15 protein-coding genes are annotated in these 22,924 nt (G+C 42.8%); 5 read left to right on the forward strand and 10 right to left on the reverse strand.

What is annotated here, in order from left to right:
• Window positions 1–140: 140 nt before the first annotated feature.
• The 3 genes from V7L29_RS12130 to V7L29_RS12140 all read right to left on the reverse strand — a co-directional run bounded on the left by V7L29_RS12130 (window position 141) and on the right by V7L29_RS12140 (window position 1,697).
• Window positions 141–1,226 carry an ABC transporter substrate-binding protein gene (locus V7L29_RS12130; RefSeq protein WP_334735610.1) on the reverse strand — a complete coding sequence of 362 codons (1,086 nt, stop codon included), beginning with the start codon at window positions 1,224–1,226 and terminating at the stop codon, window positions 141–143.
• Window positions 1,227–1,358: 132 nt separating this feature from the next.
• Complete coding sequence (locus tag V7L29_RS12135) at window positions 1,359–1,526, reverse strand: hypothetical protein (protein WP_334689873.1); 168 nt, start codon at window positions 1,524–1,526, stop codon at window positions 1,359–1,361.
• A gap of 3 nt (window positions 1,527–1,529) precedes the next feature.
• Entirely contained in the window at window positions 1,530–1,697 is a 168-nt protein-coding gene (locus V7L29_RS12140) for a hypothetical protein (protein ID WP_334735611.1), read from the reverse strand.
• Window positions 1,698–2,475: 778 nt separating this feature from the next.
• Here V7L29_RS12140 and cruF point away from each other — a divergent pair.
• Window positions 2,476–3,387: a gamma-carotene 1'-hydroxylase CruF gene (cruF, locus tag V7L29_RS12145; RefSeq protein WP_334689872.1), complete on the forward strand. Its 912-nt coding sequence runs from the start codon at window positions 2,476–2,478 to the stop codon at window positions 3,385–3,387.
• Between the two features lie 295 nt (window positions 3,388–3,682).
• On the forward strand, window positions 3,683–4,888 hold the full coding sequence (gene cruG, locus V7L29_RS12150) for a 2'-O-glycosyltransferase CruG (protein ID WP_334735641.1): 1,206 nt from the start codon (window positions 3,683–3,685) through the stop codon (window positions 4,886–4,888).
• A gap of 293 nt (window positions 4,889–5,181) precedes the next feature.
• Here the strand turns inward: cruG and rnhA are convergent, their stop codons facing one another.
• From rnhA to V7L29_RS12170, 4 genes are all read right to left on the reverse strand, one after another.
• Window positions 5,182–6,093: a ribonuclease HI gene (gene rnhA, locus V7L29_RS12155; RefSeq protein WP_334735612.1), complete on the reverse strand. Its 912-nt coding sequence runs from the start codon at window positions 6,091–6,093 to the stop codon at window positions 5,182–5,184.
• A gap of 96 nt (window positions 6,094–6,189) precedes the next feature.
• A complete protein-coding gene (locus tag V7L29_RS12160; protein WP_334735613.1) occupies window positions 6,190–7,563 on the reverse strand; it encodes a hypothetical protein in 1,374 nt (457 codons plus the stop codon).
• Window positions 7,560–7,979, reverse strand: a complete 420-nt coding sequence (locus tag V7L29_RS12165; protein ID WP_334735614.1) for a hypothetical protein — start codon at window positions 7,977–7,979, stop codon at window positions 7,560–7,562. The genes V7L29_RS12160 and V7L29_RS12165 overlap by 4 nt, the downstream gene beginning before the upstream one ends.
• Before the next feature lie 128 nt (window positions 7,980–8,107).
• The gene (locus tag V7L29_RS12170) at window positions 8,108–8,413 is read right to left on the reverse strand and encodes a CHAT domain-containing protein (RefSeq protein WP_442944181.1); all 306 of its coding nucleotides are present in this window, start codon (window positions 8,411–8,413) and stop codon (window positions 8,108–8,110) included.
• A gap of 141 nt (window positions 8,414–8,554) precedes the next feature.
• Between V7L29_RS12170 and V7L29_RS12175 the strand changes: the two genes are divergently transcribed.
• A complete protein-coding gene (locus V7L29_RS12175) occupies window positions 8,555–14,005 on the forward strand; it encodes a trifunctional serine/threonine-protein kinase/ATP-binding protein/sensor histidine kinase (protein ID WP_334735615.1) in 5,451 nt (1,816 codons plus the stop codon).
• A gap of 444 nt (window positions 14,006–14,449) precedes the next feature.
• Here V7L29_RS12175 and V7L29_RS12180 read toward each other — a convergent pair whose 3' ends face one another.
• The 3 genes from V7L29_RS12180 to V7L29_RS12190 form a co-directional block, all read right to left on the reverse strand.
• On the reverse strand, window positions 14,450–14,800 hold the full coding sequence (locus V7L29_RS12180) for a hypothetical protein (protein ID WP_334735616.1): 351 nt from the start codon (window positions 14,798–14,800) through the stop codon (window positions 14,450–14,452).
• Window positions 14,801–14,899: 99 nt separating this feature from the next.
• Entirely contained in the window at window positions 14,900–17,098 is a 2,199-nt protein-coding gene (locus tag V7L29_RS12185; RefSeq protein ID WP_334735617.1) for a CHASE2 domain-containing protein, read from the reverse strand.
• A 185-nt stretch (window positions 17,099–17,283) separates the two neighbouring features.
• Window positions 17,284–17,568, reverse strand: a complete 285-nt coding sequence (locus V7L29_RS12190) for a hypothetical protein (protein ID WP_334689866.1) — start codon at window positions 17,566–17,568, stop codon at window positions 17,284–17,286.
• A gap of 301 nt (window positions 17,569–17,869) precedes the next feature.
• Between V7L29_RS12190 and V7L29_RS12195 the strand changes: the two genes are divergently transcribed.
• Together V7L29_RS12195 and V7L29_RS12200 are read left to right on the forward strand one after the other, a co-directional pair.
• Window positions 17,870–18,070, forward strand: a complete 201-nt coding sequence (locus V7L29_RS12195; protein WP_334735618.1) for a helix-turn-helix domain-containing protein — start codon at window positions 17,870–17,872, stop codon at window positions 18,068–18,070.
• A gap of 12 nt (window positions 18,071–18,082) precedes the next feature.
• The gene (locus V7L29_RS12200; protein ID WP_334735619.1) at window positions 18,083–22,876 is read left to right on the forward strand and encodes a PAS domain S-box protein; all 4,794 of its coding nucleotides are present in this window, start codon (window positions 18,083–18,085) and stop codon (window positions 22,874–22,876) included.
• The last annotated feature ends 48 nt before the right edge of the window (window positions 22,877–22,924 follow it).

Genomic DNA, 22,924 nt, shown 5'->3' on the forward strand with positions numbered 1-22,924 from the left:
CTCCTAACTCCTGTATAGACGCGATTAATCGTGTCTCTACTCTTAATTCCTGTACAGACGCGATTAATCGTGTCTCTACTCTTAATTCCTGTACAGACGCGATTAATCGCGTCTCTACTCTTAACTCCTAATTATTTTAGTTAACTGCTAGTTAATTGAGTCCAATAGCGATCGTAAACCTCTTCAAATTCTCCTACCGGAGTAACACGTTCACAATTTGCTAAAAGTGACTCTGAGGGAAATAAATTAGCATTGTTTTGGATTGTTTTTGGTAATTGCTCAAATCCAGCGCTATTAGGCGTAGAAACATTCAGGCGTTGACTGATTTGGGCTGCTATTTCTGGTTGCAAAATCATGTTAATCCAAGCATAGGCTCCAGCTAAATTGGGGGCTGCTTTGGGAATAACAATAGTGTCTGTCCATAATGAAGAACCACTACGAGGAATCACATATTTTAGTTTAGGATTTTCTTGAGAGATTCTCACCGCATCTGCTGAATAACACATTGCCAATAGTAAATCTCCTGCCAGAATTTGATTTTGCCAAGCGTCGGTGTCAAAACGTGCGATCGCAGGCTTTAGCACCTTCAACTTTTCATAAGCTTGTTTGATTTCTTGTTCATTTTTTGAGTTGTAAGAATAACCTAGCATCCGTAACGTCGCACCCATCACTTCTCGAACATCATTGAGCAAGGTCATCTGCTGATTAAGTTGCTTTTGGTTTTGCCAAAGGTAATCCCAGTCTTGTGGTGCATCCTTGATTTTTTCGGAATTGTAAAGTAAACCTGTTGTTCCCCAATTAAAAGGGATACTATATCGGTTATTGGGGTCATAACTAGGATTCTGAAACCGGGGGAATAAATTCTCTAAACCGATTAAGCGATCGTGATTTATTTCTGTTAACAAACCCTTGTTTACCATCTTCTGCACCATGTAATCGGATGGGTAGATGATGCTGTAAGTACCACCGCCTCCAGCTTGCAATTTAGCCAGCATGACATCATTGGAATCATACACATCCGCTAGCACTTTCATGCCGGTTTGGGTGCTAAAAGTTTTCAGTAATTGGTTGTCGGTATATTGCGTCCAGGTAAAGATATAAAGTTGGTCACGTTGACCATTCGTACTAGAATTAGCACGTACTTCAGCCAGCCTCCAGCCACAAGCAGCTAAAAATAAGCTAGAAAGCCCTGCCACCCCTTTTAAAAATTGGCGTCTGTTAGTCATTAAGTTAATAGTCAATTATCTTCTATGTTGTTGCCGATTGATTCTAGAGATACATTCTGTTTTTTGGGGTTATCGGGATACAGTCCAGCAGAAGTTTTGGACTGTACTTGAAGTTTTCGTGGAATGACAAATTTAATTCCCTGTCAGCGATCGCAGCGCCAAATTCAATAAATGAATCAGCACAAATACTTGGTCGTCACGTCGCAAAACATTGGGGCAATAGAAAGTTATGTACCCTTGAAACGATGGAAGCCACGCACGGGCTACCATTCGTCTCGATAAATGAGTACTGCTGTTCAATAGTCAAACTTCTAAACCCTGAACCTGTTGTAGTGCAAGTATGGAAGAGTGAATAATAAAAACTCTCTCCTGCCAGCACAATTTAGGAAGTTGTTCATGGACAACTTCTAGATTACGGCATACCTCGTAGCCCTTGGGGTGATTTGTAGGGGTAAATGTGTCATTTTTCACACTCACCATCAAAATGTTATATCACATACAATATTTTTTCTGACACAAGGGTTGGTGAAAACCATCGCCTGCTTGGACACTATCCCTAATTTGATCAAACTCATCTCGATTGCGCCAACGGTGAATAGTAACTAAAAACTTCATTTTACTTTAGGGCTTGCTTAATCTGTGATGGTTGTCCTCCCTCAACGAGATCCCTGCATGGAAGGAGTTTTTCATTATATGGGTATCATTAACTCATCCCCCGGCTTTACGCGGCGAGGATTTCGAGTCCTGCCGTCATTAGTAATTCTTACAAAGTTCTGATGCCTACGGTATTTGCTAGCTTTCCGGTGGAAACCTCCGCTCAACGCCAGTTCCTTTAAGTGGGGGAACCTCACCAACGGACTGGCTCGACTTTGCGCTGAGTCATTAGTAATTATATTTAATTTCTCGTGTTCAGTAATACTAATGACGGCAGGACCATTGACGACCAAGACGACAAGGCGACAATTCCTCCCCTACCGTGATGTTTGGGCAACCGCAGTCGTCTTTCTGTGAGACAATAAACCAGAAGTTTTTGCTGATGAAAGTATCTAGATTTTGACTATATGGTTTAGACTAGTAAGTTTATCATCATATTTCTTATAGCTTCAATCAATAGGCTGTTATGCTCTTGGCAAGAAAGCCAAACAAGTTTGTAGAGAATTGCAGCACAAAGTAGTTAAATATATTGTTAAACATTTGTAAACTGTTAGCAGCAGAGTAGCCGCGTGTCATATCTTGTTAAGGAATTATTATGAGACAACTTGTTATCGCTGAGCGCGTATGCCTGATTGGTCATATCGTGTCAAAAGCCTTTGGACTGGTAGGGATGCTACTGGTCGTACCTAATGCCGAAATAATTTTAAACTTATCGCAGGTTGGCGAAACTGCCATACAATTAAGTATGGCTGGCGGCGGTGTAGTTGATATCATCTTGGGGACAATAGCTGTCTCTATTTATGCCTACCGGACGTTGGGATTGGGAACTTGGTTAGCATTTATGCTACCGGCTGTGTTTATCTCTTTGGGAAGTGAACTACTGGGAACCAGCACAGGTTTTCCATTTGGTGATTATAGCTACTTGAGTGGCTTGGGTTATAAGATTGGGGGGCTAGTTCCTTTCACAATTCCTTTATCTTGGTTCTATGTTGGGCTGTCGTCTTACTTAATTGCTATATCTGGTTTGAAAGTGGCTCAAAAACCCAGTTGGGGGCGCCATATTGCTGCTATAGCCGTTGGTGCTTTGCTCTTCACTTGCTGGGATTTTGCCCTTGAGCCAGCTATGAGTCAATCTTCTCTGCCCTTCTGGTATTGGGAACAACCAGGAGCTTTTTTTGGGACACCTTACCAGAACTATGCAGGTTGGTTTGGTACTAGCGCCCTGTTTATGAGTGTGGCAGGATTATTGTGGAGAAATACCTCGATTAAATTAGAGCGATCGCAACTCAACTTACCCTTAGTCGTTTATTTAACTAACTTCGCCTTCGCCGCCGGACTAAGCTTGGCCGCTGGGTTCTCCATCCCTGTGTTACTAGGCTTATTGCTTGGTGTGACTCCCGCTGTGGCGCTGTGGTTAAACAGTTCAACCACGCCCACTCAAGTTGCTGTTGAACCAGCAAGCAAGGAAGTCTCGGTGGCAAGAAGCGTTAAAGTTGCCTTGAAATAGCCTATAGATTGGGGAGACGCGATTAATCGCGTCTGTACAGGAGTTAGGAGTAGAGACGCGATTAATCGCGTCTGTACAGGAGTTAGGAGTGGAAGGGAATAACTAATTCTCTATGCCCCATGACGCCAGTTGCTTCAACGGAGGGAACCTCCGCGACGCACTGGCTCCCCAATGCCCAATATTTCTTTACCTTGGGCTGCGCCTTAAGCGTTCGTGTAGCGTCTTTTAGAGAAGAGAAGCTATGCCGCAGGCTTTACGACTACGCTCAGTACAAGTGCCTAATGCCCAATGCCCAATGACTAATGACAACGCTTTGATACTAGAAAGCGCCGTATCCTTTTTATTGCTACTTATCCAAGTACCAGCAACGGCGATTCTGTTTTCGCGCCTGCTAAAGGGGCCAAGACGCCATCCTCCAATAGAACCGCAACAGCCGACACCGGAGCTTTTGGGTAGGGTTAGTGTCGTCGTTCCCACATTGAACGAAGCACTTCGCATTAGCCCTCTGTTAGCTGGTTTAAGTCAGCAAAGCTACGAAGTTCGGGAAATAATTGTTGTAGACAGCAAGTCTGATGATGGCACCCCCGACTTGGTAAAAGCGACACAGCAGAAAGATCCGCGCTTTCGCCTGATCACAGATGACCCCTTACCCTCTGGTTGGGTGGGGCGTCCTTGGGCGTTGCATAACGGTTTTCTATATAGCTCAGAGGCTAGTCAGTGGTTTCTGGGGCTGGATGCTGATATTCAACCGCATCCTGGTTTGGTTGCTGGTTTGGTGAAGACGGCCGAAGCACAAGGCTATGATCTGGTTTCCCTTTCACCCCAGTTCATCCTCAAATATCCAGGAGAGTGTTGGCTACAACCGGCTTTGTTGATGACTCTGCTTTACCGATTTGACCCCGCTGGGATCAATACAGAGCAGCCAGAACGAGTAATGGCAAATGGGCAGTGTTTTTTGTGTCGTCGCTCCGTTTTAGCAGCTGTGGGTGGCTATAGCAGTGCGAGTGGTTCTTTTTGTGATGATGTCACTCTGGCACGGAATATTGCTATCCAAGGGTATAAAGTGGGCTTTTTAGATGGCGCAAAGGTGCTGAAGGTACGGATGTATGAAGGGGCGATGGAGACGTGGAAGGAATGGGGGCGGAGTCTTGACCTCAAAGATGCAACTTCTCGTTCTCAGTTATGGGGAGATTTATGGCTACTCACATCTGTTCAAGGTCTACCCCTTTTAATTGTCCTGACTTTTTTGTTGATTTCTCCCCCACTTCCCTATTCCCCGACTCCCTCACTTCTTCTGCTGGGACTGAATTTATTTCTTGTGGTGATTCGCTTTGCTATGCTAATAGCGATCGCACCTTCCTATGATCGCAAAAGTGCCAAAGGCGGCTGGTTGTTCTGGCTTTCGCCTTTGGCTGATCCCTTAGCTGTGCTGCGAATTTTCTTATCTGCATTCCGCACCCCCCGCGAGTGGCGGGGACGCAAATATAGTGTTGAGTGCTGAGTTAGGAGGAGCCACTGCGTTGCGGTGAGAAGTTAGAGCAAAGGCTTCCGACGCTCTCTACGAGACGCTGCGCGTAGCTAGCTTCCCCGAAGGGGTACGCGGACTCGCTCTAAGCGAACGCAAGAGCGTCTCGCAGAGAAGCCATGCCGCAGGCTTTACGCTGCGCTATCCGTTGGCTAGCAAATACCGTAGGCATCCAAACTTCGGAGGGTTCCAAGAGTTGTAGCAAGTGGCGTTGAGGAGTAAGGAGTTAAAAATTCATAACTCATAACTCACAACTCATAACTCACAACTCATAACTCCTCTTCACCTCCTATTTGATCCCCACGTTCCAGTTCCCAAAGAATTTGATTTCCTTCACGGCGTACCCGTGACACTATCCAGTTTCGCCAGCGCCATTGATCTCCCCGACTGGTGACAGCACTGGCGTGGACATCCATCAAGTCTGCTAACTCAGAACTGGTGATTAAGTAGCCTTTTTCAGAAATTTCGTCCGCGATACGCAGAGTTTCGACCAAGCTGCGGAGTTGCGAAACCCTCATTTCTAACGGTTTTTCATCGGTTGCGGCCGCAGTTGGCCCAGTTGATGGTTCCATAACAGTTATTTCTAGTGCAGAAGTACTGACTTGTTGGGTATTTTGGTTAATTATTCGAGAGTTTTTTTCACAATCAGCTACTTTTGCTACATTTAGTTCGCTGGAATCAGGTAAAGAGTTGTAAAAATCTGTGGGTGATAATTGTTGTAGTAGCGGGATATTGCCACTCGCATAGGTGCGAGCGATCAGATCACAGCGTTCGTTACCCATGTTACCAGAATGTCCCCGGACGTGTTGCCATTTTACCTGTTGGGTATTAAGTTGATCGAGAGTTTCCAAAAGGTCTTGGTTTTGCACAGGTTTACCATCTGACTTTTTCCAGCCTTTCTTTTTCCAGCCTTTCACCCACTTGGTAACGCAGTTAATCAGGTATTCGCTATCGGTATGAAGGGTTATGGGTTGGGCTTGTTGAGATGTTTGCAGGAATTGTAGGGCTGCGATCGCAGCTTGCATTTCCATTTTATTATTAGTGGTATGAGGGGATGCATCGCCCATTTCGTGGATTGAGCCATCGCTGAAGTAGACGACAACTCCCCAACCGCCAGGGCCAGGGTTTCCGGTGCAAGCACCATCGGTGTATATGCTTTGGATTGTGGGTTGGGTGGACATGGTTAGGGTATGGAACCGCAAAGGACGCTAAAAAGAGGCAGCGCGGTGCGGGGGTTCCCCCCGTTGTAGCGACTGCCGTCGCTAAGGCAAGAGTTATTAACGGCGAATTTTTTTAAACAATATCCAGGCTATTATACTGGTTAGCACTCCAGCAACAACGCTCCACAAGAAGGCTGTTGTAAGGAAAAATGGTGTTTTGCTATTGGGTGGGTATTGAGCAATTAACACACTAGATGCGATTTGGCTGGTTGCTAATCCAATACTTGCGCTACCGATGAAGTTTTCTAAGTTGCGATCGCTTTTCGCTTGGTAGATGTCAATAGTACCTTGAATTGTACTAATTAAATTTTGCAGCAGAGTCAAGCCGGGGCTGAGGTTGATGTAATCTGTTTCTATTTGCAGCAGATATTTATCAGCACTAAATTCGCCAAATTGCTGTATAGATTGTAATTGGCTGTTGCTATTTTCTCGTGAAATCTTCTCTAGCCGCTTTTTATAATTATTCAAATTAACTTTGATTGTGCGTCCTTGGTCATCTAGGTAACTTAAATTAATCGCGTATTCCAATAAGATTGTCAGCGTATCAGTTAAGGTTTTTTGTAATTCTTCAAGATTGGGTCTACCGTTGTTTAGTTGTTCTCCTAAATCTCTGATTTTTTTGACAGTTTCTTGCACTTCGTTAAAATCTTTCTTGATTCGGCTTTTCAATTTGCGGCTTTGGTGATAAGCCCAAAGGATTTTATGGCGATAGCAAAACAGACGGATTAAATCAAAATATATATTAGCGATACTTTCTGTAATATTTTTTAGGGATTGCTGTGGCGGAAACAAACATATTAATATATGCAAGCTATCTTTAAAACTCTGTTCATTTGCCCAATCACTCGGCTGTTCCCAGACTAAAAATGCAGATGCACCTAAAAAATTGCTCTGGCTTTGCAAAGCTATTTTACCCTGAAAGCTGGGATTTCTTTGTTTATAGCATTGTTCAGCGATCGCTCTAATTTCTTCCGGGTTATAAATTTTTTCTAATTGTCCCCAAACAAACCAAGTTTGACCAATTTTCCCTTGTTGGTGATGAATACGAGATTCTATATTTTGTTTAATATCTTGAAATTTACTCATAGGTTTGCCCAGATAATCAGTAACACCGCTATCTACTTGCAGGGCATAGGTATCACTTAGTTGCAATGCGTAATAATAACCTGCTATATCTGGCGGAAAATTTTCTTGTTTTTCGGGTACGAGTAACTCGACGTAATCTGCTTCGGTTTTTTCTAACGTAGCGAGTTGTTTCAGCAAATCATCATCTTTAACTTTCTCGTAATCTTTATTTAAATCTGGTTTAATTTTACGCCAAAAATAATGACGATTTTGGTTAACTTGCTTATCTGTTTGTCCTAAACCTTGTTGCAGGTCATAGACAAATAAATCAATAGTTGGATAGATAAGATTATACTGTTGATTCATGGCATAGGCGTTTGTAGAGAGAGAATAATTCTTGCCCACGTGTCTTTAGCGACAGTTACAGAATCAGAAGCATTGAGAATGGGTTCAGCAATTTCAGTTAAATTTTGATCATCTAGTTCATCAATGGCAACAAGAATATTGTTGATTTCTGTGTTTTGCTGTTCGGCAGCCTGATTAATTTTAGCGGGTAAAGGGCCTTTGCTGCGGATTTCAGCTTCCTGTTTTAAATTTTGGCGAGCAGTTTGATAATGTTCAGTTAACGGCGAATAATTGCGTGCGATCGCATCCAGTTTACTAATGTCATCGGGAATATTTACTTGATTAACCTGTGTTTGCACATCATCTGGTAATGGTGCATCAAGGTAAGACAATGCAAAGACAAAAGCTTTGAGATTATAGGCTTCTAAAGGTTGCATGTTCAAAAAACTCCAATAATTGTAAAAGCTGCCCAGTGGTAATGATCACTATAGGGTTGATCAGTTGTTTGTCTGATCTTAATATCATCGAACTGATCTTGTAAAAAAGGACGAATGATCCCTTCATCTTAAGGTAATGTAGGAATTTTCCCTGCATACCATTCTGCAAGTTGTGCATTTGTGATATTTCGCAGCCATTGGGTAGCTTCAGCCAAAGCCACTGCTTGTGATTGTCCTTGTTGCAGCAATTGGTAAAACTGAATCATCATCAAAGCGCTAGCAGCTGATTCTACAGTCCATAGGGTACTGACAACATGAGCTACACCGCAACCCATAAAGCCACTGACAAGCTCGACATATTCTGTAGTGATGGTGTGATTACCTGTAATCGCGGTTTCGCAAGCTGCTAGAGTGACGAGTTGGTAGCTTTGCAAATTAAGATTGTGGATATCCGCATTTTGGAAGCCGCTGATCTGGGCTTAACTAGAATTTGAAGAGTTAACTTGACTTGAATTTTGGGAATCATTATAGGAACCGCCAATATCCATTATAAAACAATATTCAGGCAAGTAATAGTGTTTAAATTAATTGCTCGTATCCCGGAGTATAGTCTTACCAGTTTAATTTATGAAGCTACTGCCACAGTAATTTACCGAGCATACTGTAAAGCTAACGGAGACTCAGTTGTGATCAAACTGCTCAAAGCAGAGTATCCTACTGTCAAAGAGATTGCTCAGATCAAGCACGAATACGAAATTATCCAAAACCTAAATATTCCAGGTGTAATCAAAACCCATAAATTAATTAATTACGACAATGGGTATAGTAATGGTCTAGCAATGGTTTTAGAAGATTTTGGCGGCGAATCCTTAAAAGATCACATATCTACTACAGGGTTTGAAGTAAGAAAATTTCTTAACATCGCCGTTCAAATTACCGAAACATTAGGAGAGTTACATAGTCACCATATTATCCATAAGGATGTTAAGCCTGAAAATATTCTTTATAACCCTAATAGCGAAAAAATAAAACTGATTGACTTTAGCATTGCTTCGCTGCTGTCAAAAGAAAGCCCAGAAATCAGTAGCCTCAACCTGCTAGAAGGAACGCTGGCTTATATGTCGCCAGAGCAAACTGGACGTATTAACCGAACGTTAGATTATCGTACAGATTTTTATTCATTAGGCGTGAGTTTTTACGAAATGCTGACGGGTCGGCTTCCCTTCCAGAATGTTCAAGACCCAATGGAGTTAGTGCATTGTCACATTGCGAAAATTCCAATGGCTCCTGATGAGATTAATCCTAATCTACCACTGGGAATCTGTGCGATCGCTATGAAACTCCTGAGCAAAAATGCTGAAGATCGTTACCAAAGTGCTTACGGGTTAAAGGCTGACCTAGAGAAAGCAATGCTTCAACTAGAAACAAAAGGAAGGATTGACCTTTTTAGCTTAGGTGAGCAGGATTTTTCGCATCAATTTCAAATAGCTCAAAAACTTTATGGTCGGGAAGTAGAAGTGGCAGCTCTTATGGCTGCCTTCGAGAAAGTTAGCCTTGGTTCGAGTGAAGTTGTGTTAGTAGGAGGATACTCAGGTATCGGCAAATCCTCTCTGGTGAACGAAGTTCATAAACCGATTGTGCGGCAACGAGGTTACTTCATCGGTGGCAAATTTGACCAACTCAAGCGAGATATTCCTTATGCTTCTTTGATTGAGGCATTTCGAGAATTGATGCGACAACTGTTAACTGAAAGCCAAGTCAGAGTTGAGGTTTGGAAAAATAAATTGCTACAAGCATTGGGAGTTAACGGTCAGGTCATTATTGATGTTATCCCAGAAGTAGAACTGATTATCGGGCAGCAAGCACCTGTACCGCAGTTGGGTGTTACTGAGTCTCAAAACCGTTTTAATCGGGTATTTAAGCAATTTATCAATGCCTTTACTGCTGCGGATCATCCGTTAGTACTGTTTTTAGATGACCTGCAATGGGCAGATGCTGCCTCTTTGAGGCTGGTCGAGAATTTGATGACTGACCTAGAAAGCCAGTATTTATTGATGATTGGAGCTTACCGAGATAACGAAGTTAGTCCCACCCATCCGCTAATACTAATGCTAGAGGCAATTCGAGTATCTGGGGCAACCGTTGAAGAACTGCTCTTGAAGCCATTAGCAGCACCTCATATTACTCAACTGCTGACTGACACGTTCAATTGCGAATCATCCCAGGCAGAACCTTTAGCTGATTTGCTACTTCAAAAAAGCCAAGGTAATCCCTTTTTCTTGACTCAGTTATTAAAAGTATTGCATCAAGATAATCTCTTGACATTTGATTACCGTTCGGGTTTCTGGCAGTGGGATATTAACAAAATTCAGTCACAAGCCATTACCGATAATGTGGTCGATTTAATGGTGAATAAAATTCAGAGACTGTCACAACCAACTCAGCAAGTTTTACAATTAGCTGCTTGTGTTGGTAATCGTTTTAATTTAGAAACTCTAGCAGTAGTCAACGAAAAATCTACATCAGCAACAGCAGTTGATTTATGGTCAGCTTTGCAGGCGGGATTAATTCTTCCTTTGAGCAGTACTTATAAAATTCCTCAGTTGTTGAATCAGTCAGAATTGGCAACATACTGCGATACTGCGGTACAAGTTGACTATAAGTTCTTGCACGATCGCGTTCAGCAAGCTGCCTATTCTTTAATTCCAATCGGTCAGCAACAACAAGTACACCTAAAGGTGGGAAAATTACTATTACACAATACTGAAAAAGCCCAGTTGGAAGAACATCTTTTTGAGATCGTCAACCATCTCAATGCTGGAGAGTCATTGATTGTTGAACAAGTAGAAAGATATGAACTGGCAGAATTAAATCTGAAAGCAGGTCAGCGAGCAAAATCATCTTCGGCGTTTGTAACTGCACTCAAATTGCTGAAAACAGGAATGAGTTATCTACCTGAAAATAGCTGGCAAGATAATTATTTACTCACCTTAACATTATATTTACAAGTTGGAGAAGCAAGATTTTTAAATGGTCAATATGAGAAAGCTTTGCTGATTTTTGAGCAGACTTACAATCAGGTTAAAACTACTCTTGATATGTGTCGGGTGAATGAATATCGAATTATGTGTTATCGGATGGAAAATGATTTAAACTCTGCATATAAAATTGGGTTAAACACCTTGGAACTTTTAGGCTTTGAGTTTACAGCTTATCCCGATGATGCATATTTGTTAGAAAAACTTAATCATACCAAGGAAGTTATTGGTGATCGCTCAACTTTTAGTCTGGCAGAACTACCACAAATGCAAGACGAAGAGAAGTTAATGGCTCAACGCATCTTAAAAGAAGTCTGGCCCATTGCCTACTTTTTAGGATCTAAAGCGTTGCATATCACATCTATGAACATAACTCAACTTTCAGTTCAGTATGGCAACTCACCAATTTCGGTATTTGGCTATATGCTGTATTCCTTCAACTTAGTATTTCAATATGGTGAGGTAGATTCAGGTTATGAGTTTGGGCAGCTTTCTCTCCAACTCCATGAAATTATGAGAACGAAGGAATTAGAAGCAAACATTTTGAATATGTGGGGAGGTTTAATCTGTCATTACAAAGACCATATTAGTCAGGCAAAACCTTATTTATTAAAGGGATTTAATAGCGGTTTAGAAACAGGCTCTTACCAATGGTCTGGTTATTGTTCTGTTAATTTTTTATGGCAATCTTTGTTTGGGAATGAATCTTTAGAAAAAACCGCAGAAGTAGCGGAAGATTTTATTCCTACCCTCCGCAAGATTGACAAAAATATGTTGAACTACCATCTGCTGGCTATGGAAGCGATCGCTAACCTAACTAAGCCAGCAGGCAAGATTGACGAGCTTGTTGGAACTTGGGCAGATGAACGGCAAGTGCTAGAGTTTGCGTTGGCATCTTCGGATATGTTGAGTGCATTTGTAGTTTACATCTATAAACTTGCGCTCTGTAACTGGTATGGAGAGTATACCAAAGCTGTTGAGTATGCAGAAAATGCAGAAAAATTTGTTGGGGGAGCACGAGGAATTTTTATTAATCCTGTTTTCTACTTTCACCAAAGTATTGCTTTGGCAAGAGCTTATCCTGAAGTAGATACAACAACCCAAGCTATTTATCTGGATAAACTAAATGTTAACCTGGAAAAATTCCAGCAATGGGCGATGCACTGCCCAACCAATTATCAACACAAGTTCCTGCTGATTCAAGCTGAAATTGCTGGGATTTGTCAACAAGATTATCAGGCAATGGAGTTGTATGACAAGGCGATCGCCTCTGCTGCCGAAAACAGTTATTTACAAAATGAAGCCTTGGCAAACGAACTTGCATTTCAATTTTATTTGGCGAAGGGTAGGAAAAACCTTGCCAAAGTTTATCTTATAGAAGCCCACTATCGCTATTTGAAGTGGGAAGCGATGGGCAAAGTCCAACAACTAGAGGAAGAATATTCTCAATTTTTTACAGATACAGCAGAAGCAACTCTTTGGGGCACTGCTACAAACCCAATCAGAGATATTTCTGAAGCTAAAACCCAAATTCTAGATTTAAGCACAGCAATTAAAGCATCACAAGCACTGTCGAGTGAGATGGAGCTAAATCGGCTGCTGGAGAAGATGATGACGATCGCGATCGAGAATGCTGGTGCCCAAATGGGTTATCTACTTGTTAAACGGGAGAACCAATGGCTGATTGAAGCCGAGGGAAGCGTTGATCGAGACCAAGTGAGAGTGCAATCATCCAGCCTGGCTCAAGTAACGCATAAACTACCAATTTTGCTGATTAACTATGTTGAAAGAACAAAAGAAAATTTGGTTTTAGATGATGCTAGCCACACAAAGCGTTTTGCCAGTGACAACTATATAGTTGCCAATCAACCCAAATCAGTTTTATGTTCGCCTTTCGCCCATCAGGGGAAGCTAACTGGAATTATTTATCTGGAAAATAACCTCACCACTGGAGCTTTTACCGCAGAGCGACTAGAGATACTCAACTTATTGACTTCGCAAGTCTCCATCTCTATAGAAAATGCTCGGCTCTACACAAATTTGCATATATACTCCCAAGAGTTAGAGATTTCGGAAACCCAAGCGCGTCACAAAGCAAAGGAGCTAGAGCAAACGCTCGATGAATTAAAGCTCACTCAGTCCCAGATGGTGCAAAGCGAAAAAATGTCTAGCCTGGGGCAGTTGGTAGCAGGTGTTGCTCACGAAATCAATAACCCAGTCAGCTTTATCTACGGCAACCTTACTTACGTCAATAATTATGTCAAAGACTTGATGAATGTAGTACAACTTTATCAGCAGCAAAACCAGAACTTACCACTTAAAGTTCAGAATGAAATAGATGCGGTTGACTTAGATTTTTTGATGGAAGACTTACCTAAGCTGTTGGCTTCGATGAAAGTGGGAACAGATCGCATTCGCCAAATTGTATTATCTTTACGAAACTTTTCCCGCCTAGACGAAGCTGAAGTCAAAGCTGTTGATATCCATGAGGGCATTGATAGCACCCTAATGATTTTGCAACATCGGCTTAAACCCCAACCAGACTCTCCAGGAATTCAGGTAATACAGGAGTACGGCAACCTGCCACCTGTAAAATGCTACCCTGGGCAACTAAATCAGGTATTTATGAACCTGATCGCTAATTCAATTGACTCTTTGGAAGAATTTAACAAACATCGGACTGATGCCGAGAGAATACGTCGCCCAGGCATTATTACAATTCGTACTACTGTTGAAGGTGATCTTGCTGTCATTCGCATTGCTGATAACGGTTCTGGCATCTCTGAAAATATACAACGGCAACTCTTCACACCCTTTTTTACTACAAAACCTGTGGGTAAAGGAACTGGTTTAGGGCTATCTATTAGTTACCAGATTGTAACTAATAAGCATCAAGGACAGTTAGAATGTGTATCGGTTTTAGGACAAGGGGCTGAATTTATTATCTCTATCCCCCTTCAGGCAAGACTTAAAGCAAGAAGTGTCTAATCTTTACAGGGGCTTGAATTCTATGGCTTTGTCGTAGGATGCCATCGCTTCTTCAAATCGTCCTAAATCGGGTTTGATTTTCAGGGCATTGTTATCTCTCTTTTGTCACTCTGGGGAAATAAAAATTGAGGCTAAATGATGAAACCTAGATTTAGTGAGAAGATTAGCGATCGCAAACTAATAGAAACATCCAAACAAAGCTTTATAGGTAAAATCCTGTCTGGGTAAGAGTTACAGATTATTCTCTGCCGAAAGTGACAAAAGAGGGGTTATCCCTCTTTTGTTACTACGGGGAGATAAAAATACTGTCCCACCTCTGAACGCTAAACAAAATAATGAACTGTGTGATCGCAAGCCAATTTTGTCATTTAAATACCCTTGTTGATAAAAAACGGAAAAATAGGGGTTTCAGATTATTCTCTGCCGAAGGTAACAAAAGAGGGGTTATACCAATTCTGTATGAAGATGCGCCAAAACTATATAAGAAACGAACCGCGAAGGGCGCAAAGGAGAGGCAGCACGGTCTTGGGGGTTTCCCCCATGAGCGACTGCCATCACAAAGAAAGAAAGAAAATTAAGCGCAGCCTCACAAAGAAATGGTGTTAGCCAATACAATCGCATTGTTAGCCAATACAATCGCATTGTCAGTCGATGCAATCGCATTGTCAATTGATACAATCCATTGTTAACCGATACAATAACAATGCAGAAGGTTACGTTTAAATAAGTAGTCGAACCAAAATATTTACAGTCATTGCCAGAGAAGCGAAGCAATCGCAAAGGCTGGGATTGCATCGCTTCATACCCTACGGAAACGCCAAGGGCGAACGCAATGACATTGTGTAATTAATTCTGCCTGACTACTTAGCACCAGACCATTTCTAATCGCCAGGGCTAGATCCGTTTTAAATCTTGTAAAACTGCGGCGGCTGATTGATAGCGATCGCTAAAATGATAGCAAACCATCTTATCTAAAATTGCCGCTAATTCTTCGCTGACTGGCGCTGTTTGCCGCCACATCACATTACCCGTTTCTGGATCTGGGTGAAGTTCTTGCGGTGGTATCCCAGTTATGGCTTGAATGCCAATCATTCCTAAAGCGTAAATGTCACTGCATAAGCGGGGATGACCGGCAAATTGTTCTGGAGGTGCATAACCCCGCGTTCCGATGGCTACTGTCGCTAATTCTGTTTGCTCACTACTCGGCGGTTGCATCAATTTGACTGCACCAAAGTCAATCAACACCAGCCGATTATCTTCAGCGCATCTAATAATATTAGTCGGTTTGAGATCACGATGAATCACTCGATGCTGGTGAACAAATTCGAGAACTTCTAAAACTTGTTTGAACATCTCCATCACAAATGATTCGTTCTGCACATTCTGCACAGGTGGTAATTCTTCACTTAGGGTATGTCCCTCGATATATTGTTGAATTAAATAGAATTCTTGGTCATCTTCAAAATAAGCAAGGAGTTCGGGAATCTGATCATGTTTACCCAAAGATTCTAAAATTTCAGCTTCACTATTAAACAACCTGCGAGCAACTTGCAAAAATCGTGTATCTTGACGGGCTGGCATTAACTTTTTCACTACACAAATCGGATTACCTGGTCGTTGAGTATCCTGTGCTAAATAAGTGCGACCAAATCCACCTGCACCGAGAGTTTGAGAGATTTTGTAGCGTCCACTCAAAAGCAAATCACCTGATTTTATTTCTAGTAAATCAACTGGCGAAGGAAAGTCAAGATACGAATCGGGAGCTACTGTTTTATCTTCTAAGAGTACATTTAGTTCGGCGATCGCCTCTTGTTGTTTTTCAACTTGCAGAATAATTATCTGAGTTTGCAGCTGATTTTGGTAGCTAGTATAAGCTATAACGCTGATACTACTAATCACCAAAGCAAGAGCAGAAGGAATTAACGGCACCCATCCGGCTTGCAAAAACAAAGCAACGCAGATTCCTACTAAGCCAAGTAGAGTTGTCCCTCCCACCACTAGCAACAGCAACGGATTTTGCCACCGCCATGCTAAAACACTACCTAAGAGCGACCAGCACCACACCCAAATAAATTCCGCCCAGTCGGGCCAATACCAAATTAAAGGTCGCCCATCCAACACTGTACTGATAAGTTGACTTGCTATCTGTGCATGAATAAACAGAGCAGGCATTCTAGCTGGTTGATCTGGCAAAGTGCTGTAAGGTGTATAAAAGCCACCTGGCGGGAGATTAGCCGCAGTAGTGCCAATAATTACAAGACGGTCTTTGACTAAACTGGGTTTGACTTGGTCACTAAGGACTTCTGTAAGGGTTACTTGGTCGGCGAGGCTGTTGGGGTGACGGTAATTTAATAATATTTGATAGCCATCTGCATCCAGATGTTGATAGCTACCGGAATTAGCTTGCAAACGTGGGAAGAGGGTTTTACCTAACTGAAATTCTCCTTTATTTGTAAACTGGTATTCAATACCTTGTTTTTCTAGATAATTAATTGCTATTAGCGCACCAAATGCAAATGATGTTGTACATTTTTTGTCTGTAGAGTAAGCAAATAACAAACTGCGGCGGAGAATTTGGTCGTTTTCATGATCAGCAACCACATCGCTAAACCCAACATTATCTATAGGAAAATTGGGCGGCGGTGGAATTTCATCTCTACCCAAGCTGCTGAACAAACAGGTGCTGATGATGTTATCTTGATTTTGCTCCTTTGCTGCCAAATTGTTGTCTTCTGGTTGAAAAAGATATAAACCAACAATTCGCGGTTGATAAGACTCTATTTTCTCTAACAACTGATTGATTGTCCGATCTGAGAGAGTCCATTTCTCTCGTTTGAGATCGTCATCAGTAATTTTTACCAGCAAAATCCGCTTATCAGGTGGTTGTGCTGGCCGCGATCGCAACATCTGATCATAAACTCTTAATTCCCAAGGCTGCAACCATTTGAGTTCCCGAATTTCCCAGATAAAGGCGGTGACTCCTACACTGGTAACCAAAATGATTTGCAGCCAGCTTTTGCTCTTGGAAGTTTTACGGGAATCCTGAACTTTCACAAAGGGGACACGGAGTTTTTCTAATAGTCCACTAATCACGGCATTGCGGCGGTAGCCTGAATTGGGTAGATGTTGCAGGCGCAGAAGTTAATTTTCTGACTCTAAGTTAAAAGCTAATTAACCTGAGCTTCTATTTAATGTAGCAATTTACTTGCTGGTTCGAGGCGATGTCTCTTGACTCAAGGTTACCCTGCAAGAACGGCAAAGCCGAATGCGTAGATGCTCTAATCATCTGTAAGAGAAGTTTGAGCATCTTCAACAGAACTGGCAATTGGCAAAGTAATAGAATTAGTAGATGAGGTTAGTGAATCTAATTGGGGTTGTTCGAGTGATGCTTCGATACTGGGATCATCAAAATAGGAGCCAACAATTTTATCATAGTTAGAAGCAACAGCTAAAAAAGCACCACCCAAAATATAGATAGGTAATGGCAGATTAAATTCTTGCAACCAGTCAAACAGTTCCGCCAAGGCAAACAGCACCAAAAAGCAAGCAAGCCAAACCTTCATATTTTCATCCCCGAGATTAAAACAACTCTATTACTAGCTTAAATAGCTTGCATAATAGTTGATGTAGTACATAATCACCAACTTAGAACCTCTATAGCCCTAGATAGATGCAGTCAGAGTTATAACAGATGCTATATTCCAATAGACATCTAGTAAAAATGACGTAAGCACAATTTATGAATTATGCCTACCAAGGATTTTGGGCAACGCATAATTAATTTCACCAGATGTCTAATATCTAGTAAAAAAATAAAAATATATTTACCTTATGCCTGTAATCGAATAGCCAAGGATTGCACAGTTGGTTAGTGAGATTCGGCAAAGCTTCAAACTTACACAGGTAAAACTGGTAACGATGTTAGAGGTTTCGCTCCACACTATAAACCGATGGGAAAACGGACAGACACGACCTTCGCCACTGGCTATGAAACAAATTAAACAGCTATTACACCAGATGGCAGAACCCGGTGAGGCGTTTTTAGCCAAATACTTTCAAAAATGAGGAGCAGAGACTGTGACTGCTGAAGTTCCAGCAAGCATCACCCAAGACGTTGAACAGGTCTTAGCTAGGATCAGCGATGCTTTTATCAAATTGGATCGTGAATGGCGCTACACCTACGTTAATGACAAGCTAGCTGAACTAACTGGGATAAATCAGGAAGACTTCTTAGGCAAGAGTATTTGGGAGTTTCCTGACACAGTTAATAGCCTACTCTACAATGAACTGCACCGCGCTGTTAGTGAAAAAGTTACAGTACATTTTGAGTATTTAGAGCCAAAATGGGATCGCTGGTTGGAAAACCGCATCTATCCCTCAGAAACTGGCGTATCAATCTTAATTACAGATATTACTGAGCGCAAACGCAGCCAACAGCTTCTAACTGCACAGTATGCGATCGCCCACATCCTCTCTGAGGCGACTACGCTTGTAAATGTGGTTCCAGCTATTTTACAATGCTTGTGCGAAAGTTTAGGATGGCAAGCTGGGATAATCTGGAGTGTAAACGATGAAGCTAATGTTCTGCACCGCATGAGTAGTTGGTATTCATCTGACTTGCAAAAAGAACCATTCAACCAGCACACAATTGCTTTTAGTGAAGGGCTAGTCGGTCAAATTTGGGCAAGTGGTCAACCTGTTTGGAATTCAGAACTTGCCCCAGACGAGAATTTTTTTGCCGCCGCCATCGGATTTCCGATTCGGCTAGGTAATAAAATCTTAGGTGTTATGGAATTTTTCAGCGACAAAATTTCAGAGCCTGAAACTAATTTACTCCAAATGATCAGTGCGATCGCCACTCAAATTGGTCAGTTGATCGAGCAGAAGCAAACCGAGTCGTTACTGCAAAAAAGCGAGGAAAAATATCGCCGGATTTTTGAAACCCCAGGTGTCTCGATTGGCGAAGAAGACTTTACCATTGTTATTGATCACCTGAAAGCTGAAGAGGTTAGAAATTTGCGGCAATATTTGAGCGAACAGCAAGCTGCGCTGCGTGATAGTGAAGCACGCTACCGCTCACTGGCAGAAGCAAGCGCATCCATCGTCTGGAGGGCGGCACCTTGGGGCAACGTTGTTGACGATATTCCTACCTGGCAGGCGTTCACAGGACAAAGTCCCGAACAATACAAAGGATGGGGTTGGGTTGAGGCACTGCACCCAGAAGATCGTTCCTCAATGGTGGCAATTTGGAAACAGGCATTTCCGACACGCAGCGTTGCAGTTGCCGAGTATCGTGTCCTGCGGCATGACGGCGAATACCGTTACATGAATATACGCGGTGTGCCTATACTCGACGAAACAGGCGAAATCCGCGAATGGATAGGAATGTGTGTGGATATTACCGAACGCAAGCAAGCTGAGTCAGAGCGTGAACGACTACTGGCGCTACTGAAAACAGAGCAGACTCGCTTGATTGAAGCTAACGTTCTGCTTGATACCCTCTTTAATAACGCACCTATAGGTATTGGTCTATGGGATGAGAAATTCAGATACGTTCGATTGAATGAGGCTTTAGCTGAGATTAATGGTTTTCCCCAAGAGGTGCATATCGGTAAGACCGTCGCTCAACTACTACCTGGGTTAGATTCTACGGTGATGGAAGCTTTCCGCCATGTTGTCGAGACGGGAGAATCTATTACCCAAGAGGCCAGTGGAGAGACACCCGCTGCGCCTGGAAAGCAGCGGTACTGGTCGGTAAATTATTATCCGATTAAACTACCCAGTGAAATTACTTGGGTGGGCGCAATCTGCCAAGAAATCACCGATAGCAAGCAAGCAGAAGTCGAACGTCAACAACTGTTTGAGCGGGAGCAAGCGGCTCGTGTTGAGGCTGAGGACGCCAAAGAGCAAGTTACCGAAATTTTGGAGAGGATCACTGACGGCTTTCTTGCTTTTGACAGTGAGTGGCGCTTCACCTACCTCAATCATCAAGCAAGCAGTACTCTGGAGCGTTCCAGCCAGGATTTGCTGGGAAAAAATTTGTGGGAACTCTTCCCAGAACTAGCTGATACTAGCTTTGGTCAGCTTTATCAAAGAGCAGTTACTCTAGGAACGCCGCTTGAGCTTGAAGATTATTACCCACCCTTTGATACATGGTTTGCGGTTCGCGCCTATCCTTCACCCACAGGGTTATCAGTTTATTTACGTAACATTAATCTACGCAAACTCTCAGAAGCAAAACTGGGCGAGAGTGAGGCGTGTTTTCGGCTGCTAGCTGAGAATTCAACTGATATTATTTCCCGCCATACAGTAGATGGAATTCTTCTGTACATTTCACCAGCTTGCTATACAGTACTGGGGTATCAACCAGAGGAATTAGTAGGTCATCCCAGCTATCAGTTAGTTCACCCTGACGATTTGGCACAAATTGCGAAGAATTACCCAGTCAATACCAATTTACCAGATATTTGTACTATTACTCACCGTGCTCGTCACCAAGACGGACATTATATCTGGTTGGAAACAACTCTTCGAGCGATCCGCGATCGCCAAACTAAAGAAATTTTAGATATGCAGGCGTCTTCGCGAAATATTACTGAGCGCAAGCAGGTGGAGGAACAGCAGCGTTTTCTCGCTGAAGCTAGTGAGATTTTGGCTGGATCATTGGATTACGAGACAACCTTAGCCAGTTTGGCGCGTTTAGCAGTGCCTAAAATAGCGGATTGGTGCTTAGTTGATATTATTTGTGACAATCAATCAGTCCGCCGCCTTGCAGCAGTTCATGCCAATCCAGGGAAACAAGAATTGGTAGAACAGTTACAAAATTATCCGCCTGATTTGGCACAAACAGATGGTATTGCTGAGGTAATACGCACAGGCAAGTCACAAATTACTGATTTGATTTCTGATCAACAGATGCAAGTGCCAACCCACAACGCCGATCACCTAAAAATCTTGCAAGAACTAAATCCTACATCTAGCATGATTGTACCGCTTATCCTTCGGGGACGGGTGCTAGGAGCTATGATGGTATCTTCTTCAGGTCGTCGCTACGACACCAAAAGCCTGATGTTAGCTGAGGAGTTGGCTTGTCGGGCGGCGATCGCTGTTGATAATGCCCGACTCTACAAAGAAGCACAGCAATCTCAAGAAGCGGCTTTACGCGCAGTATCTCGCACTGCCCGTCTGCAAGCGATTACCGCTGCACTTTCTGAATCTATCACTCCGGCACAAGTTGCTGAAGTAATAGTAGAGCATGGTATAGCAGCTTTAGGAGCTAGTTTTGCTTTAGTAGCACTACTGACTAAAAGCGGCACTGAACTAGAAATTGTCCGTGCAGTAGGTTATCAAGAGGAAATGGTAGATTCATGGCGTCGATTCTCTATTAATGCATCAGCGCCACTGGCAGAAGCAGTCCGAACCAAAAAGCCGATCTGGCAAGAGCCAACAACAACAAGGGTGGCTCGTTACTCACATCTTGCTCAGGAGTATGCTCGGTATAACTACGGAGCTTGGATTTCGATTCCATTAATCATCGAGGGACGAGCCATAGGTGGAATGTCTCTAGCTTTTGCAGAGATTCAAGAGTTTAATCAAGATGACCAAGCCTTGATCTTGGCACTAGCACAGCAGTGCGCTCAAGCGATGGAACGTGCCCGCCTATACGAGGCAGAGCAAACCGCAAGGGAAGCAGCAGAAAACGCCAACCGAATTAAAGACGAGTTTCTTGCAGTCCTTTCTCATGAGTTGCGATCGCCACTCAACCCAATTTTAGGTTGGTCAAAGCTACTCCAAACCAAAAAACTTGATCAGAAGACAATCCCTCAAGCGCTGAAGACTATTGAGCGAAATGCTAAGTTACAGGCTCAACTAATTGAAGATTTGCTGGATATCTCCCGGATTTTACAAGGTAAACTCAGCTTGAATATCTACCCAGTTGATCTGACATCTGTGATTTCAGCAGCAATGGAGACAGTGCGGCTATCGGCAGAAGCTAAGTCAATTGAGATGCACATCAGCTTAGAACCAAATTTAGGGCAAGTTTTGGGTGACTCCAACCGATTGCAGCAAATCGTTTGGAACTTACTCTCAAACGCAATTAAGTTTACACCTGTGGAAGGACAGGTGGATATCCGATTAGAAAGCGTAAAAGGTATAGGGCACAGGGCACAGGAAACAGAAAATAGTCCGATGCCAAACCCTATATTTTATGTTCAAATAACAGTCAGTGACACAGGGAAAGGTATCGATCCTGATTTCCTACCTTACGTGTTTGAATATTTTCGCCAAGAGAACAGCAGCACCACCAGAAAATTTGGTGGACTAGGGTTAGGGTTAGCGATCGTCCGTCACTTAGTCGAACTGCATGGCGGGACAGTCCAGGTAGAAAGCGGGGGCGAAGATCAGGGGGCAACTTTTACCGTCAGACTGCCGCTGATCCAAAATCAATCAGAGATTAAACACCAAAGTAACGACTCTGAGCCATCCTCAAATTTAAATGGTGTCAAAATTTTAGTAGTGGATGATGATGTAGATACGCGAGAATTTATTGCCTTCTTACTAGAGCAGTATGGGGCAAATGTGACAGTAGTAACATCAGCAGATCAAGCACTAGCCGCTTTAACCCAATCCCTGCCAGATATACTTTTAAGCGACATTGGGATGCCAGAAGTGGATGGATGCATGTTCATGCGACAGTTGAGAACGCTGCCACCAGAGCAAGGAGGACAAATTCGGGCGATCGCACTTACCGCCTATGCTGGAGAAATTAACGCCAAGCAGGTACTAACAGCCGGATTTGATAAGCATCTTGCCAAACCAATAGAGCCAGCCGAGTTAGTAGATGCGATCGCAAACTTAATAGCTGAATAAAGTCAACGACTCCCTCATCAGAGCCGTTGCTCGATCATGATAAACCTG

It is taken from the genome of Nostoc sp., from assembly GCF_036916575.1.
In the GTDB taxonomy this organism is placed as follows: Bacteria; Cyanobacteriota; Cyanobacteriia; order Cyanobacteriales; family Nostocaceae; genus Nostoc.

Bases quoted from the DNA above. Each gene is read 5' to 3' on its own strand.
- V7L29_RS12130 (WP_334735610.1), bottom strand. From the start codon at position 1,226: ATGACTAACAGACGCCAATTTTTAAAAGGGGTGGCAGGGCTTTCTAGC.
- cruF (WP_334689872.1), top strand. From the start codon at position 2,476: ATGAGACAACTTGTTATCGCTGAGCGCGTATGCCTGATTGGTCATATC.
- cruG (WP_334735641.1), top strand. From the start codon at position 3,683: ATGACTAATGACAACGCTTTGATACTAGAAAGCGCCGTATCCTTTTTA.
- rnhA (WP_334735612.1), bottom strand. From the start codon at position 6,093: ATGTCCACCCAACCCACAATCCAAAGCATATACACCGATGGTGCTTGC.
- V7L29_RS12160 (WP_334735613.1), bottom strand. From the start codon at position 7,563: ATGAATCAACAGTATAATCTTATCTATCCAACTATTGATTTATTTGTC.
- V7L29_RS12165 (WP_334735614.1), bottom strand. From the start codon at position 7,979: ATGCAACCTTTAGAAGCCTATAATCTCAAAGCTTTTGTCTTTGCATTG.
- V7L29_RS12180 (WP_334735616.1), bottom strand. From the start codon at position 14,800: ATGCAATCCCAGCCTTTGCGATTGCTTCGCTTCTCTGGCAATGACTGT.
- V7L29_RS12190 (WP_334689866.1), bottom strand. From the start codon at position 17,568: ATGAAGGTTTGGCTTGCTTGCTTTTTGGTGCTGTTTGCCTTGGCGGAA.